Below are 14,852 nucleotides of genomic sequence, written 5' to 3'. Positions count from 1 at the left end.
CGGGGCAAGGGATTCATTCAGGGCGAGCGTCAATCGCGACGACCACCGCCATTGAGCACGATGATCAGGCGCAGGATGAAGATGAACAGGTTGATGTAGGTGAGGTACATGCTCAGGGCACCTGCCAGGTATTGGTCATCCCGGTAGGAGCGGGGCATCGTGTAGAAGTCGACGAAAGCAGCGCCAACGAACAGCACGGTGCCAAAGCCGGCGATCATCAACTCAAAGCTGGTGCCATGGAAGATGGTGGGGGCAAAGATCCCGCCAATGAACTGGACGACCATCGCCAGAATCAGGCCGATCAAGCCGAGGCCAACCACGCCGGAGAGGGCCTGACCGACGGAATCGCTCATGCGACGGCCAACGATCGACGCAATCACAAAGGTGATGCCGGTGGCCAGGGCAGCGGTGCCGACCGCACCGATACCGGCGACGGCTCCAGCGAAGGCCACGAGACCGCTCAGGGTGAATCCGGTGATCAGGCTGTAGATCGACAACAGCGGCAAGGCTGTGGCGTTGTTCCCCTTCATCGCGACGTTCTGCGCGACGAAGAACAGAACCAGGTTGCCGATCACTGCCACCCAGAACAGGGGCATGAACAGCGGGGTGGCCATCATCGACAGACCACCGATCACCCCGATAGAGGTGAGCACCATGCCGCCACCGACGTAGGGCAGCGCTTTATTGACAACGTTGGGCCCGACAAGGGCGCTGGATTGCGCCTGGCGGATCGCCTCCTGGAAATTGCTGCTTGCTGGCATGTCGACCAGGTCACCAAAGAGTCCACATATCCTGCCAGCGATGGCAAGGGGGTGGAGTGTGGATGTCCCTATCGACGCTGAGGCTTGGCTGTTTTGCGTTCGTCCCGTCGGGCATAGGCCTCGACCACCCGCTGGACAAGGGGGTGACGTACCACATCGGCCGAGGTGAGACGACAGACAGACACGCCTTCCACACCATCCAAAACGTCGGAGGCCTCCACCAAACCGCTCTGCACGGTGGCTGGAAGATCCACTTGTGTGATATCGCCCGTCACGACCATCCGAGAACGCTCTCCAAGACGGGTGAGCACCATGCGCATCTGGGCAGGCGTGGTGTTCTGAGCTTCATCAAGGATCACAAAGGCATCGCTGAGGGTGCGGCCCCGCATGTAGGCCAGCGGAGCGACCTCAATCACCCCCTTCTCCAACAGCACGCTTGTTTTCTCCGCTCCAAGAAGGGAATGCAAGGCGTCATAGAGCGGGCGCAAATAGGGATCGACCTTCTGCTGAAGGTCGCCCGGCAGGAACCCCAGGCGTTCCCCAGCCTCGACAGCCGGCCTGGTGAGAATCAAACGCTCCACCTTGCGTTCGGTGAGCATCCGAACAGCAAGAACTGTGGCCAAAAAGGTTTTTCCTGTGCCCGCAGGCCCGAGCGCAAAGGTGAGATCGTGGCGCTCCATGGCATCCACATATTTCTTCTGTCGCAGGGTGCGCGGTCGCAGCAGATTGCCCTTTTGGCTCTTTGCCAAGACCTGCTCACCCATGGCGGCATGGTCATTGCCACGGCCGGTGTTCAGCGCTCCAAGAGCCGACTGAAGATCCACGGGAGAGACCGACTGACCCTCCTGCCAGATCGGGCGCACTAGTTCCACAACCGCAGCGGCCCGTTCAATCTGCGTCGGCCGCCCGGTGATCACCAACTGAAGACCCCGCAACACCATGGAGGCTCCTGTCAGAGCTTCGAGGCGATGCAGGGTTGTTTCTGCTTCACCGGCCAAAGCCAATGCAGCATCGGGATCAGGCAGGTCGAGAACGAAACGGCCGCGTTCGCCGTCGTCAGACACCGGAATGATCAGCCCTCGGTGGATTCGGCTTCAGCGGAATCGGAAGCAGCCGCTTCAGCTTCAGCAGCCTTGGCATCAGCAGCATCCTTAGCGGCCTGCTTGGCATCAGCCTCACGCTTGGCCGCTTGCTTGGCCTTACCGACAGTTTCTGCAGAACGCACGGTCTTTTCAAGAAGACCGCCGCGCTCGAGCAGCGTGCGCACGACATCGGTGGGCTGGGCACCCTGACCCAAACGCTCACGGATGGCCTCGGTATCGAGACGCGTTTCCTTCGTCCGCGGGTTGTAGAAGCCCAGCTCCTGGAGGGGACGACCGTCCCGACGAGAGGTGCTGTTACAGGCCACGAGGCGGAAGCTCGCTTCCCGCTTCTTGCCAAACCGCTTCAGGCGGAGCTTGATCATCGTGGCCCTGGAATGAAGGAAAAGAGGTGGTCCGGCGGCGCCTAAACGCCCGCCAAACAACCACCATACCGTTCCGCCTTCACAGATCTCCGAAGCCCTTCTTCTTCTTGGCCGGTCGCTGCCGCTTGGGCGGTCCGCCGCGACCGGGGCGGCCACCGCCAGCAGGCATGCCACCCATTCCTGGCATTCCACCCATTCCTGGCATTCCAGGCATACCGCCCATCCCAGGCATGCCACCCATTCCTGGCATACCGCCCTGACTCATCTGCTGCATGAAGCCACGCATTTTCTGGAAGTCGGCCAGCACCTTGTCCACATCAGCGGGCTGATGACCGCTGCCGCTGGCAATCCGCCGACGTCTTGAGGGTTGACCCGCCAGCAAGTCGGGGTTTTCCCGCTCCTGCTGTGTCATCGAGCCGATCATGGCCTCGATGCGCTTCAACTGCTGCTCTCCCTGCTTGAGCATGCCGTCGTCGATTTTGTTCATGCCCGGGATCATTTTCATCAGGCCACCGAGCGAACCCATGCGCTTGATCAAGCGCATCTGCTTCACGAAGTCCGAAAAGTCAAACGTCGCCTCCTGAAGCTTCTTCTGCATCTTCTCGACGTCGGCGAGTTCGACCTCCTTCTGGGCCTTCTCCACCAGCGTCAGCACATCACCCATGCCGAGGATGCGACTGGCCATCCGTTCGGGATGGAACGGCTGCAGCGCCTCCACCTTCTCGCCAGTACCGATGAACTTGATCGGCTGACCGCTCACCTTGCGGATCGAGAGGGCCGCACCGCCGCGGGAGTCACCGTCGAGTTTGGTGAGCACTGCTCCAGTAATGCCCACCTGATCGTGGAAGGCACGGGTGAGCTCGGCCGCCTCCTGGCCAATCATCGAATCCACCACCAGCAGCACCTCATCGGGCTGCACGGCGGAACGGATCCGCACCATCTCCTCCATCATCTCGGTGTCGATCTGGAGACGACCGGCGGTGTCCACCAGGAGGGTGTCGAACCCCTCCTGCTTCGCTTTGGCCAAACCAGCCGCTGCGATGTCCTCTGGCCTGGCTTCAGCTCCGAGGCTGAACACCTCCACATCGATCTGAGCACCCAACGTCTTGAGCTGCTCGATAGCCGCCGGTCGATAGACGTCGGCACCCACCATCAGGGCTCGACGTCCCTGGTCCTTGAGGTGCAGACCAAGCTTGGCCGTGGCGGTGGTCTTACCCGCACCTTGGAGGCCAGCCATCAGCACGACGGTGGGAGCCTCGGCCGCCTTGGCCAAAGGAGCGTTATCACCCCCCATGACCTCCACCAGCTGCTCATGGACCACCTGGATGAACTTTTGATCCGGGTTGACCCCTCGCACCACTTCAGCGCCGACGGCTTTATCGCGGACCTCAGCGACGAAGTCCTTCACCACCGGCAGGCTCACATCCGCTTCAAGCAACGCCCGACGGACGTCCTTCAGCGCCCCATCGACGTTGCTCTCGCTGATCGTGTCCTGTCCCCGCAGCCCCTTGACCGCATCCTCAAAACGGGCTGAAAGCTCGTCGAACATCGGCGTAACGCCCCTGGATCAATGAAGTGATCGTAAAAAGCGACGGTCCTGCTACTCAGGATCCCGGCATGTAGTCATGCAAACGCCATTGGGTTCCGTCCCTTCCGAGCACATAGGTCACGCTGAAATCACTCGGTGCTGTCTCTTCGATGACAGCACCATCAGCACCCTGGAGACGATCGCTGTAGGCCACCTGGGCCCGCAGCTCAATTCTCAGAGGTTTTCTGTCCAACACTTCGATGCTGGTAATTGAGGCATCAATCGACTTCAACCGCCCTGCTGCCGCGTCAACGGCCCGTTCACGCTCCACGCGCTTCAACAGGGGATCCCTCGCCACAACGGAGAGGTCCGCCGGCTGACCGGACAAAGCCAAAGCCTTGGCATCGAGCCATCCCTGCACCAAAGCCTGCAGCTCCGCTTCCGTCGGCGCATCGCTAACGAGCGGTTTGGAGGGAGCGGAGGGCCGCAGGGCCGGCTTCAGGCTCGCGACGGGCTCATCGGCCGGCTTCGCTGGAGAAGGAGAAGCGTCGATCCTTAGTTGCTCTTCAACCTCGTTTCCTTCAACCTCCGTGGTTTCTGAAACCGTTTCCGGTACCAGTGGCGCGTAATCCAAATTGCGTCTGACGAGGGCGATGCCTCCAACGGCGATCCCGAGCAGCGCAAGAGCCGCAGCAGCAGGACGAACCCAGCGTTGCTGCCAGAACGGCAGCGGCACGGACACGTCTTCGGACTCAGCATCCGGATCCGGTTCACCCAGGTCGAACGAGGAATCGAGTGATGCCGTCCCTGCTGTTGACCAGTCCAGGGGCATCTCTTCGGTAAGGGGCTGGCGCGAGGCCTTGCGATCGAGACGATCGACGTAACCCTGCACATCACGATCGGCAAACCAGGCATCTAAGTCAGCAACCGATGCGTCGACATCGCGATAACCGGGCAAGACATCGCGCTCAAGCCAGGCTCGGCAGTACTCACATTGGGCAGCGAGCCGGTCACCGGGATGATTCAGGAACCAGGCCTGCAGGTCTGCATCACGCAGAACAGCGAAGTGCCGCTCAGCATCCTTGACGTTGCCCAACAGCAGATCCAGACAGCCCATCAGCGGCATGGGGTCGAGGTCGGCATTGGCAAGCGTTTGTATCCGCTCGCGCGCCTGCTCGAGGAACTCGGGCTTACGCCGCGAGAAACCAGCGGCGGTCAGCGCCAGAACCGTGAGGAAACCAGCATCAGCAGCGCCTGCCTCAAACCAGCGACTGAACAGATCGATCTGCTCCTGAACCGTCAAAAAGCGACGGATCTGGTGAAAAAACGATTCGAAATCGGCCTGAGTCAGGCTTCCTTGGTGATCGCCATCAACGTCGGCAGCCTCCAGACCACCACGGGCCACGACCAACTCATCCAGCAGGGTCAAGCCCCGCTGGTGTGAGTCCTGATCACCAAGATCACGGCTGAGCAGATCCAGAATCCGGAAGGGTGTGAGCGCCTGCAACGCGTCTTCCAGCAGGCGCTGCTGATCGGGCAGCTTGCCCATCCGCTGTTGCAGCTGGATGCCGTCGATCAGCAGTTGAGCAGCCGACTCATAGCGACGCTGGTCCTGCTCCTCAAGCGCAGCATCGCGACAGGCCAGGGCAGCCAGGAGAGTCAGATCCGCTTCACGGCCGCTGCCAAGGGCTGGTGCCTGAGGAGGCTGGAGCCCCTGCCGTGCCAGCTGAAAAGCCTCAACAGCTCCGTGGGCCTCCCAGAGCAGAATCAGACCGGCCACCTCGCTGCTGGTCGGGAGATCCAACCCCACCGTTCCGTTCGGATGGGATTCACTGAGGCGTAGCAAGGCAGCTTCGTAGTCAGCCCTGTCGGAGGGGTCGGTCAGCAGGTCGGCGGATCGACGCAGGAGGTCGGCCCGCTGGAGCAGCGCTTCGTGGGTGAATCCCTGGTCCGGCGGACTGTCGCAACGGGTTTGCAACCGGCGCAGAATCGCTTCTGGCTCTGCCGATGGACTGACGCCCAGGAGTCGGAAATGATCAATGGGCAGATCCAACAGCAACGCTGCGAGGAGACGCGGATCTTAGTCAGTGTCTGGGGTTTTGCCCATCGCTCATCGGCTGGCCCTTAAAGTTCACTCCAAAGCATTAGGTGGACATGGGTCAGGACCTCGCTGTCGATTCCGCTCCGATTGGCACTGCGACTGCTGGTCCCCACGCCGAACGGCTCTCAAAACTGGTCACAGCACAACGGGCCAGCGTGGACCGGGACACGGGCCTTGATCTCTACCGGGACATGACCCTGGGCAGGCGCTTCGAGGACAAATGCGCCGAGATGTACTACCGCGGCAAGATGTTCGGCTTTGTTCATCTGTACAACGGTCAGGAAGCTGTCAGCACCGGTGTGATCGGTGCCATGAAGCGTCAGCACGACTGGTTCTGCAGCACGTACCGCGATCACGTCCATGCCTTGAGCGCCGGCGTACCAGCCCGCGAGGTCATGAGTGAACTCTTCGGCAAAGAGACCGGTTGCAGCAAAGGTCGCGGCGGTTCGATGCACCTCTTTTCCAAGGAGCATCACCTGCTTGGTGGTTTTGCCTTCATCGCTGAAGGGATCCCCGTGGCGCTCGGGTCGGCCTTCACCAGCCGGTACAAACGCGATGCCCTCGGCGATGCCTCCAGCAACGCAGTGACTGCAGCGTTCTTCGGTGATGGAACCTGCAATAACGGTCAGTTTTTCGAGTGCATGAACATGGCGCAGTTGTGGAAGCTGCCGATCATTTTCGTGGTCGAAAACAACAAGTGGGCCATTGGCATGTCCCACGACCGGGCCACAAGTGATCCAGAAATCTGGCGCAAGGCAAGCTCCTTCGGGATGGCCGGCGAGGAAGTGGATGGAATGGACGTTCTGGCGGTGCGGGCAGCAGCTCAACGGGCCGTGGAACGGGCCAGGGCCGGCGAAGGTCCGACCCTGCTGGAATGCTTGACCTATCGCTTCCGTGGGCACTCCCTCGCTGATCCAGACGAACTTCGCGCGGAGGAGGAAAAGCAGTTCTGGGCCAAGCGTGATCCCCTCAAAGCTCTTGAACGGGATCTGACAGACGCAGGCCTGGTGAATAGCGATGAACTGCGCGCGATCGAGAAGGAGATCGACGGAATCGTTCAGGACTGTGTTGACTTCGCCCTCTCAGCACCAGAACCCGACCCATCGGAACTCACGCGCTACATCTGGGCTGAAGACTGATTCAGCTGAACTGGTTCAGTTGTAAAGAAGCCGGCTCCGAGCCGGCTCAGATACCGCTCGGAAGTCGACGGGTGAGATTGCGCAGCTTCCGCAAGGCCTTGAGTTCAACTTGACGGACACGCTCCCTGGACACTTCCATGAGACGTCCGATTTCAGCGAGGGTGTGACGTTCATTGCCCTCAAGCCCAAAGCGCATGCGTAAAACGTGCTGCTCCTGCTCGCTCAAGTGACTCAGCCAGCGGCCCAGTTGTTCGTGATGAATCCGCTGCTCCACGATGTCGAGCGGTTCATCGAGGGATGAATCAGCAATCAGATCACCGAGGAAGCTGCGGCCCTCTTCGCCGTTGACTGGAGCATCCAGGCTGCTGGTAGTGAGGGCCTGGCGCAGCAGCGAATCGAGCTCATCCAAGGGAATATCCATGGCTTCAGCGATCTCCACGCGGCTGGGCATGGCACCGAGCTTGTGGGCCAGATCAAGGCTGACTTTACGGATCGTGGTGAGCCGCTCACTCAGGTGAACCGGCAGTCGAATCGTGCGCGACTGACAAGCAATGGCTCGGGTCATGCTCTGGCGGATCCACCAGAAGGCATAAGTGGAAAATTTGTAACCCCGGGTTGGATCGAATTTTTCAACAGCACGCTCCAGCCCGAGGGAGCCCTCCTGAATCAGATCGAGCAATTCAAGACCCTTGCCCTGATATTTCTTGGCAACACTGACAACCAAACGAAGGTTGGCCTTCATCATCCGCTCTTTGGCGCGCCGACCGATCCTCAGGAGACGACGCTGCGCCGTGGTGAGTTCTCCATCCGCAAACTCGCGGGAGCCGTCTTCGGTGAGGGCCATCATGGCTTGCACCTGATTGCCCAGCTCGATTTCCTCAGCTGGTGTTAGAAGAGGGATTCTGCCAATGGTGGCGAGGTACCAGCTGACAGGGTCGCTGCTGCGCCGACGTTGAGTCTCCAGCGGCTTGGATGCGGTGGACACCATGGGTGCTGCGGAAGTGAGATGACTTTCCTACGAACAGAAAGAATGTCGATGTGTTTTCAGCAACCCTTCAGATTCAGAACAGCAAATCGAAACATTTCAGATTTGCGAAAGATTTAAAACCAGCAAAAGCTCTTTGGACACAAGCAAGCCGAGTGAACAAAAAGAGTCATTTGTTCAGACTTTGTTGAACATCGTTGTTTGCTTTTTCTGACACCGCGCTGCAAGGATTTTCAAACAATCCGCAATCGCCGAAGCATCACTTGATTGAGCACGACGTGCCGCCAAACCATGCAAAGCCGTGCTGGCAACAAAGCTTTCAAGCCCTGGCTGCTGCTGTGCCGCGACGACCTGAGCACCCCAACCAGTCACAAAACCGGCCAGCAGGTCGCCGAGTCCAGTGCGAGCAACCCGAGGAGACGTGCCTGTCAGCACCACCGCCGCACCCGATGAATCCGCCAGTACCGAATGCGCACCCTTCAGCAAAATGCAACAACGGCTGCAGCGTGCTGCTGCGATCACCCTCTCCAGCGCATCACCCTCGCCACAATCAGGAAACAAACGCGCGAACTCAGCAGCATGGGGTGTCAGCCAGGTTGGACCCTGACGCTGTAACAGCCAGCGCCACCCCTCCGGACTGGACGCCAGGGCATTGATCCCATCTGCATCGAGCACCAGCAAACCAGCGACGGTGCGCAGTTGCTCCGACCACTGGTTCCACCACCGAGACGGGTTGCCAAGCCCGGGACCGACCAACACCGCATCCAGCCGGTCTGGAATCACCCCCTCCTCCAGTTGCATCACCTCCGGCAACACCTGCCACAAATTCGATTGAAGACAGGGCGGCACAACGGCCTGAATGCAGCCGCAGCCACTGGCCATGGCCCCCCGCAGCGCGAGATGTGCTGCGCCGGGGTAGCGATCACTGCCCGCCACCACCAGACAGCGGCCCCGTTCGTACTTCATCGCTGTGGGCGGAAGCGCTGGTAACGGGGCCTTACAGGCCTCTCCAACCGGCAGACGGCGCGGCAAGACCGCAGCGGCGTTGCCCATCACCGCAGGCGGCAATCCCAGATCAATCCGCACCAACGCCCCAACCCAAGGACGGGCTGGGTCCAGACACAACCCGCGCTTCAACCAGCCAACGCTGAGGGTGGCCGAAGCACAAGCCGCCTGCTCCCCCAACACAGTTCCGTGGTCCGAACAAAGACCTGACGGCACATCCAGGCTGATCAGCGCACCAGGCTGCAACTGCTGTCGGCACCGAAACAGATCTGCCAAGCAGTCGGGCAGCGCCCTGCTCTGACCAAGCCCGAAGATCGCGTCCAGCCACAGCGCAGCGTCGGCTGGATCCGGGTCTTGACGCAGGAGCCGAAGACCGAGCCACTTCCCATGGCGCAGATGATCAGCGGTGAGTTGCTTGCGAATGGCAAGGGGACACCACAGCGAGACCTCAATGCCAGCCAAATGCAACTCCCTCGCCACCACCAGGCCATCGCCACCGTTGTGGCCCGGCCCGACCAAAACCAACACGCCATTCCGCAGCAGATCCCGGCGCTTCAGCAGCCAAGACGCCATCGCAAGCCCCACCTTCTCCATCAATGCGGCGACGGGCATTCCGCTGTCGAACAGGCTCTGTTCCAGACCCCGCATGGACGAGGCATCCACGAGCAGATGATCGGAATCAGCGGGAGGCCACACCAATCGCAGGTTGCCGGGACCTCACTATGGAGAGAACTCCCTGCGCCGCCCATGGCCATCGGATCCACCACAACCCGCGCTGGTGAGGCCGCTCTTGAGCGTCTTAGGCAATGGCCTGGAGAGCATCGCGTGGCCGTTGGTCTCTCCGGCGGTGTCGACAGCTCGCTAACAGCGGCGCTGCTGGTGGAAGCGGGTTGGCAGGTGGAAGGCCTGACCCTTTGGCTGATGAGCGGGAAAGGAGCCTGTTGCGCTGAAGGACTGGTGGATGCGGCCGGCATCTGTGAACAGCTGGGCATTCCCCACCACGTGGTGGACACGCGGGAGACGTTCCAACAAGAGATCGTCCAACGGCTGGTGGACGGCTACCGCGATGGGATCACGCCACTGCCCTGCTCCCAGTGCAATCGGTCGGTGAAATTTGGACCGATGCTCAATTGGGCCCTCCAAGAGCGGAACCTGCCCCGCATCGCCACCGGCCACTACGCCAGGATCCGCCATGGGGGCGATCAACAGCGTCATCAGTTGCTGCGGGGCCTCGACGGTCGCAAGGACCAGAGCTATTTCCTCTACGACCTTCCCCAGGAGGTCTTGGGACGCATCGTTTTTCCCTTGGGAGAACTCACAAAGCCCGACACGCGGCTCGAAGCCGCCCGACACGGTCTGCGTACTGCAGAGAAACCAGAAAGCCAGGATCTCTGCCTGGCGGACCACCACGGATCCATGCGAGCGTTCCTTGATGCCTATCTGCCACCCCGCCAAGGGGAGATCGTGCTGGGCGATGGAACCGTTGTGGGCGAGCACGACGGCATCGAACACTTCACCATTGGTCAGCGCAAGGGGCTGGGTGTGGCCTGGCGAGAGCCGCTGCACGTCATCCGCCTTGATGCTGCGATGAATCGGGTGGTCGTCGCTCCTCGCGCCGAAGCGGGCCGAGACAGCTGCGTGGTGGGCGCGGTGAACTGGGTCTCAATCGACCCCATCCAGGCCCCACAAAACATTGAGGTTCAGGTGCGTTATCGCAGTGCACCGGTGCGTGCAGAGCTGGTCCCCCTGGAGGCCACCGAGGCGGATCAGCAACGGGAGCGGCCTCACCGCTGCCGTTTGACCTTTGAAGAGGAGCAGTTCTCCATCACCCCAGGACAAGCTGCGGTCTTCTACGACGGTGAAGTCGTGCTCGGTGGAGGGCTGATCCAACGGGAGTAAGCCGTGGCGCGCTTACGAACCTGAATGACGGTCTGCGCCACGCCGGGGGCCTCAGGTGGAAGCAACCATTCCACCCTTCCATCAGCCGAAATCAGCGCACTCGGACCCGTGTTGCCAACGCTGAGCAAATCGCGTCCGCTCTCGATCGCCCTTAACTGCGCCAGAGCCAGGAACTGCTTCTGCAACTGACGGGGATAAGGGTCGAGGTTGGCAATCGCGAGGAGCCAGGTCGCGCCATTTGCAGCGGCGCGTGCCAATGCAAGGCCATCAGCAATCTCATAACAAATGGCCACAGCAGCCGGGGGCTCAACCACGGCCATCGTGCGGGGAACCGGGCCAGGGGCCAAGCCACCCACCGCAGACAATCCCGCCGTCAGGCCGGCCGGCAGCGGGGGCATCCATTCCCCGATCGGCACCAAACGATGCTTATCAGCCAGGGGAACGGGAAACCGGTCCGGCGGCTCGTACAGCAACAGAGAACTGCGTTGCTGACCTCGCACCCAACGAAATCCTCCACTGATCAGGGGAATGTCTGGAGCCTCCGGCGGCACCAGAAAATTCGCAGGCAGAGCCCCTTCCGGAGCCACCACAGCGACAACGTCGTTCGTCTCCAGCTGACGCATCGCATCCACCAGCCGCGTGGGCAACGCTTGTTGACGCTCCAGATTGAATTTTTCTCGTGTCGGAACAGCGGGCTGCCAGACCCCCATTGCGACGGACCCGACCGACGGCGGCGTCGCCCACAACAGCAGGCTCCCCAACCCATGGGCCAGCAGCACGCTGGCCAATCCGATCAGACCCCAGCGTCGCCAAGCCGCGGGCTGCTCGAACAGCGCCAGCAGGCAACAGCCCCACCACAACTGCAGCAACGTCAACCCTCCGGAGCCGAACCAGCGGGCCACCCCCGCCAAGGGGCGGTCCCAGGGCAGGGTGGTGCCGCCGACGCCGATCCAGAACAGCGGTGACCCCGACAGCACCAGCTCAGCCAGGGCCCAGAGCCCAGCCAGCAGCATCAGCCGCCAAAACCACGGCCAGTGGCGAGGTAAAAGTCGCGCCAGAACAGACCAGCCGGCGACGAGCAGAGCGGCAAGGATGCCGCAGGCCAGCCAGAGGGACAGCGCCACAGGCAGGCTGAGCGCGGTGGGGACTCCCATCCAGGTGAGCGGATGCAGGGCCAGCAACCAGCCGTGGCTGATCAAAACGGCCAGCAGAGCCCAAAAAGCCGACCAACGGGGGCGCTCAGCCACGGACCAGAGCAGCGCCAGAGCAGGAACCATCAGCAGTGGCCCGCCCAGGGATGGAGCCACTCCAGCCAGAACACCCCCGAGCAGAGCGCGCCATCCGGGATGCAGTTGGTGATTGCCCATGGTCAGCAGTCCCGGCCGGGGGCATCCTGGATCGGACCCGCCCGCCTGTCGCTATGGATCCCGCGAATCCTCTTCAGCAGTTGCTGCTCCGGGGCCTGGGGACGACCACCCTCGTCGCTGAACGTCTACGAGGCGTCACCCAGAACTGGGTCAGCAGTGGCCGGCTTGATCCGAATGAAGCCTCCGCCCTGGTGGATGACGTGCTCAAGGCACTCCGCGGTGAAACGCCCGAACTGGAGCAGCAGATGGGGCGCAACCTGGAAAGAAATCGCGACAACCTGCTCCAAGATTTTGGCGTTCCCAGTCAGAAGGAAGTGGATGAACTGCGAGGACGCATTGATCGGCTTGAGCAGCAGCTGCGGCAGATGAACCGGCCTGAGTGAACACCGGCGATGCGGACCAGAGGCCAGAATTAGAGCAACAGAAGCCTTTCCGTGCGCGACATCATCATCAGCACAACGGTCTGCGTGGCCTGCCTTCTCCTGGCCTTGGTCAGCCAGATCGTGGCCCCCTCCACTGTTGACGCCGCCCCCGTACAGCCAGCTGCCGTGCGGTCCGAGGCTTCGAAACCACAACGGGCCTTGAGCTTCGAACTCGACCCCGACGACCCCAATCCGACCCTGTTTGCCATGGCCAACGATTCCGCTCGCGCCGACGCTTCGGCCCTCGGCGGCCCGCTCGATGCCCCTGACACCACCATCACAGCCAGTGGTCTGAAAATCACTGAGCTGGAGGTGGGCACAGGTGAGGAAGCAAGTGCAGGCCAGACGGTGGTGGTGCACTACCGCGGCACCCTGGAGGACGGACAGCAGTTCGATGCCAGCTACGACCGGGGCACCCCCTTCAGCTTCCCTCTTGGTGCTGGCCGGGTGATCAAAGGATGGGATGAAGGTGTCGCCGGAATGAAAGTGGGCGGCAAACGCAAGCTGGTGATCCCCTCCGACCTGGCCTATGGCACCCGGGGCGCCGGTGGGGTGATTCCTCCCAATGCAACCTTGATTTTCGAGGTGGAACTGCTCGACGTGAAGAAGTGAGCGGAAGCTAGGCTCAACTCAAGCCAATTCCGCTCTGAACCGATGCTGCGCACGGCCCTTTCCGCCATTGCATATGCCCTTCCTGCCCCCGTGGCAGAAGCCCATTGCGACGGTCCTTGTGGTGTTTACGACCCGGCTTCCCCTCGTGTGGCAGCCGAAGCAGTGCTGTCCATGACCAAGAAGCTGAAGGGCCTTGAGGCCCCCGCCGCGGGTGACGCGGCTGCTTTGGCCGCCTACAACAACACCTTCGGTCGCTACGTCGCCATTAAGGAAGAGGAAGCACAGAAGACCAAGAAAGAGTTGTTGATCCTCTGGACCGACTACTTCAAGCCCGACCACCTGGCCACCTTCCCTGATCTGCACGACACCTTCTGGAAAGCAGCCAAGCTCTGCAGCGCCTGCAAGGTGAACATCGATCAGGCCAAGGCAGAGGAGCTGATGGCCGCCGTTGAAAAAATCCACGGCATGTTCTGGCAGTCCAAGGGTCGTTCCGACGCCTGGGTCACCGCATCCTGAGTTCGAACAGGTCCAATGCCCCTATTGCAGCAGCAGGCCTTCGGGATCTGTTGCTGCTTTTTTGTGGCCTTCGGCTGCTGCTACGCATCGAAGGGCGATCGATGCAGCCCACCCTTGAACCGGGAGACCGTGTTCTGGTCAGGCGTCTGAACTCGAACTCGACCCTGCGTTTGGGATCCGTGCTCGTGACATGGCATCCGCAGCGCACCAACCTTCGCCTGATCAAACGCCTGAACAGGTTGGACAGCACGGGGCTGTGGTTGTTGGGAGACAACCCAGCCGAAAGCACCGACAGCCGCCAACTCGGACCAGTGGCGACAAGCCTGCTGATCGGAGAGGTGGTGGGTCGGCTCCCCAGCAGGGGATCAGAACAAGACCGGTGAGGTCTTCTGGAGCCAGAGGGCTCCGGTGACGATCGAAAGAGCTCCAGTGCCACCCACGAGGAAAGGCATCAGTCGAGCACCGCTGCGAACCGTGAGGAACGACACCACCGACACGACGGCCACCATGGCACCGATGGATCCAAGCAAGTACGCCACCAGATAGCCCACTGCCGCATGGGGCGGCAGTGCCAAAGCTGGGATCACCGCCAGCAGGTGACTGGCCCCCGCCAGGCCATGCAGCAAGCCGAGTCCAGAGGAGGCGTGAACGTGGCGCCGGTGGTTGCTGGCACCGCGCACATGCAGATGGAGGTGACGATGCTCGGTGGAACCTTCATGACGATGCTCATGGGTGTGCAGTTCAAGCCCGAACGCGGTGCGAACCGCCAGGGCTCCCACCACCAGCAGGGCCACACCCACCAGAAATTCCGCCCAGGACGACATGGCTTCGACGTGGGCCAGGTCTTTGAGGCCAATGGCGATCAGGGCAAGAACCACGACGCCGGCGGAGTGACCGGCCCCCCAGGCCATGGCATGCCGAAAGGCGGACAGAGGCTTGTTCAGGGAGAAGGGCGCCATCGCCACCAGGTGATCAGCACCACCCACCACATGCACGGCCCCGGCGGCAATGCCGGTCAAAAGGCTAATCAGCACAAAGAACCGCCTGAATAT

The 14,852-nt window shown here is 61.5% G+C and carries 15 protein-coding genes; 6 read left to right on the top strand and 9 right to left on the bottom strand.

From position 1 onward, the window contains the following. Positions 1-29: 29 nt before the first annotated feature. The 5 genes from FZX13_RS00840 to FZX13_RS00820 form a co-directional block, all read right to left on the bottom strand. Positions 30-761, bottom strand: a complete 732-nt coding sequence (locus FZX13_RS00840; RefSeq protein ID WP_115092958.1) for a Bax inhibitor-1 family protein — start codon at positions 759-761, stop codon at positions 30-32. Between the two features lie 68 nt (positions 762-829). Beyond that, a complete protein-coding gene (locus FZX13_RS00835; RefSeq protein ID WP_226406448.1) occupies positions 830-1,825 on the bottom strand; it encodes a PhoH family protein in 996 nt (331 codons plus the stop codon). An 8-nt stretch (positions 1,826-1,833) separates the two neighbouring features. After that, positions 1,834-2,226 (bottom strand): 30S ribosomal protein S16, encoded by a 393-nt coding sequence (gene rpsP, locus FZX13_RS00830; protein ID WP_115023731.1) that lies wholly within the window; start codon positions 2,224-2,226, stop codon positions 1,834-1,836. A 79-nt stretch (positions 2,227-2,305) separates the two neighbouring features. Then, a complete protein-coding gene (gene ffh / locus FZX13_RS00825; protein ID WP_226406447.1) occupies positions 2,306-3,775 on the bottom strand; it encodes a signal recognition particle protein in 1,470 nt (489 codons plus the stop codon). Between the two features lie 55 nt (positions 3,776-3,830). Then, entirely contained in the window at positions 3,831-5,807 is a 1,977-nt protein-coding gene (locus FZX13_RS00820; RefSeq protein WP_226406445.1) for an ARC6/PARC6 family protein, read from the bottom strand. A 101-nt stretch (positions 5,808-5,908) separates the two neighbouring features. Between FZX13_RS00820 and pdhA the strand changes: the two genes are divergently transcribed. Next, positions 5,909-6,994 (top strand): pyruvate dehydrogenase (acetyl-transferring) E1 component subunit alpha, encoded by a 1,086-nt coding sequence (gene pdhA / locus FZX13_RS00815; RefSeq protein ID WP_226406443.1) that lies wholly within the window; start codon positions 5,909-5,911, stop codon positions 6,992-6,994. A 46-nt stretch (positions 6,995-7,040) separates the two neighbouring features. Here the strand turns inward: pdhA and FZX13_RS00810 are convergent, their stop codons facing one another. Together FZX13_RS00810 and FZX13_RS00805 are read right to left on the bottom strand one after the other, a co-directional pair. Continuing rightward, a complete protein-coding gene (locus tag FZX13_RS00810; RefSeq protein ID WP_115023736.1) occupies positions 7,041-7,982 on the bottom strand; it encodes an RpoD/SigA family RNA polymerase sigma factor in 942 nt (313 codons plus the stop codon). Positions 7,983-8,156: 174 nt separating this feature from the next. Beyond that, complete coding sequence (locus tag FZX13_RS00805; RefSeq protein WP_226406441.1) at positions 8,157-9,680, bottom strand: NAD(P)H-hydrate dehydratase; 1,524 nt, start codon at positions 9,678-9,680, stop codon at positions 8,157-8,159. A 51-nt stretch (positions 9,681-9,731) separates the two neighbouring features. Here FZX13_RS00805 and mnmA point away from each other — a divergent pair, with 51 nt between their 5' ends. After that, entirely contained in the window at positions 9,732-10,883 is a 1,152-nt protein-coding gene (mnmA, locus tag FZX13_RS00800; RefSeq protein ID WP_226397852.1) for a tRNA 2-thiouridine(34) synthase MnmA, read from the top strand. Here mnmA and lnt read toward each other — a convergent pair. Then, the gene (gene lnt / locus FZX13_RS00795) at positions 10,835-12,250 is read right to left on the bottom strand and encodes an apolipoprotein N-acyltransferase (protein WP_226406439.1); all 1,416 of its coding nucleotides are present in this window, start codon (positions 12,248-12,250) and stop codon (positions 10,835-10,837) included. The genes mnmA and lnt overlap by 49 nt on opposite strands. 53 nt (positions 12,251-12,303) lie before the next feature. Here lnt and FZX13_RS00790 point away from each other — a divergent pair, with 53 nt between their 5' ends. From FZX13_RS00790 to sodX, 4 genes are read left to right on the top strand one after another with little or no spacing between them, the layout of a single operon-like run. Beyond that, complete coding sequence (locus tag FZX13_RS00790; protein WP_115023741.1) at positions 12,304-12,633, top strand: phasin family protein; 330 nt, start codon at positions 12,304-12,306, stop codon at positions 12,631-12,633. Positions 12,634-12,684: 51 nt separating this feature from the next. After that, positions 12,685-13,284: an FKBP-type peptidyl-prolyl cis-trans isomerase gene (locus FZX13_RS00785; protein WP_115023743.1), complete on the top strand. Its 600-nt coding sequence runs from the start codon at positions 12,685-12,687 to the stop codon at positions 13,282-13,284. A gap of 42 nt (positions 13,285-13,326) precedes the next feature. After that, positions 13,327-13,800: a superoxide dismutase, Ni gene (sodN, locus tag FZX13_RS00780; protein WP_226406437.1), complete on the top strand. Its 474-nt coding sequence runs from the start codon at positions 13,327-13,329 to the stop codon at positions 13,798-13,800. 50 nt (positions 13,801-13,850) lie between these two features. Beyond that, complete coding sequence (gene sodX / locus FZX13_RS00775; protein ID WP_226406435.1) at positions 13,851-14,183, top strand: nickel-type superoxide dismutase maturation protease; 333 nt, start codon at positions 13,851-13,853, stop codon at positions 14,181-14,183. Here the strand turns inward: sodX and FZX13_RS00770 are convergent. Next, complete coding sequence (locus FZX13_RS00770) at positions 14,166-14,834, bottom strand: hydantoin utilization protein A (RefSeq protein ID WP_226406434.1); 669 nt, start codon at positions 14,832-14,834, stop codon at positions 14,166-14,168. The two genes, sodX and FZX13_RS00770, sit on opposite strands and share 18 nt — an antisense overlap. Positions 14,835-14,852 lie beyond the last annotated feature (18 nt).

Source organism: Synechococcus sp. MU1625, assembly GCF_020514205.1.
Taxonomy (GTDB): Bacteria; Cyanobacteriota; Cyanobacteriia; order PCC-6307; family Cyanobiaceae; genus Parasynechococcus.
Note: the sequence above shows the minus strand (reverse complement) of the source record. Positions and strands in the feature narration are given on the sequence as shown.

Bases quoted from the DNA above. Each gene is read 5' to 3' on its own strand.
- FZX13_RS00790 (WP_115023741.1), top strand. From the start codon at position 12,304: ATGGATCCCGCGAATCCTCTTCAGCAGTTGCTGCTCCGGGGCCTGGGG.
- FZX13_RS00840 (WP_115092958.1), bottom strand. From the start codon at position 761: ATGCCAGCAAGCAGCAATTTCCAGGAGGCGATCCGCCAGGCGCAATCC.
- ffh (WP_226406447.1), bottom strand. From the start codon at position 3,775: ATGTTCGACGAGCTTTCAGCCCGTTTTGAGGATGCGGTCAAGGGGCTG.
- sodN (WP_226406437.1), top strand. From the start codon at position 13,327: ATGCTGCGCACGGCCCTTTCCGCCATTGCATATGCCCTTCCTGCCCCC.
- mnmA (WP_226397852.1), top strand. From the start codon at position 9,732: ATGGCCATCGGATCCACCACAACCCGCGCTGGTGAGGCCGCTCTTGAG.
- lnt (WP_226406439.1), bottom strand. From the start codon at position 12,250: ATGGGCAATCACCAACTGCATCCCGGATGGCGCGCTCTGCTCGGGGGT.
- FZX13_RS00810 (WP_115023736.1), bottom strand. From the start codon at position 7,982: ATGGTGTCCACCGCATCCAAGCCGCTGGAGACTCAACGTCGGCGCAGC.
- pdhA (WP_226406443.1), top strand. From the start codon at position 5,909: ATGGGTCAGGACCTCGCTGTCGATTCCGCTCCGATTGGCACTGCGACT.
- rpsP (WP_115023731.1), bottom strand. From the start codon at position 2,226: ATGATCAAGCTCCGCCTGAAGCGGTTTGGCAAGAAGCGGGAAGCGAGC.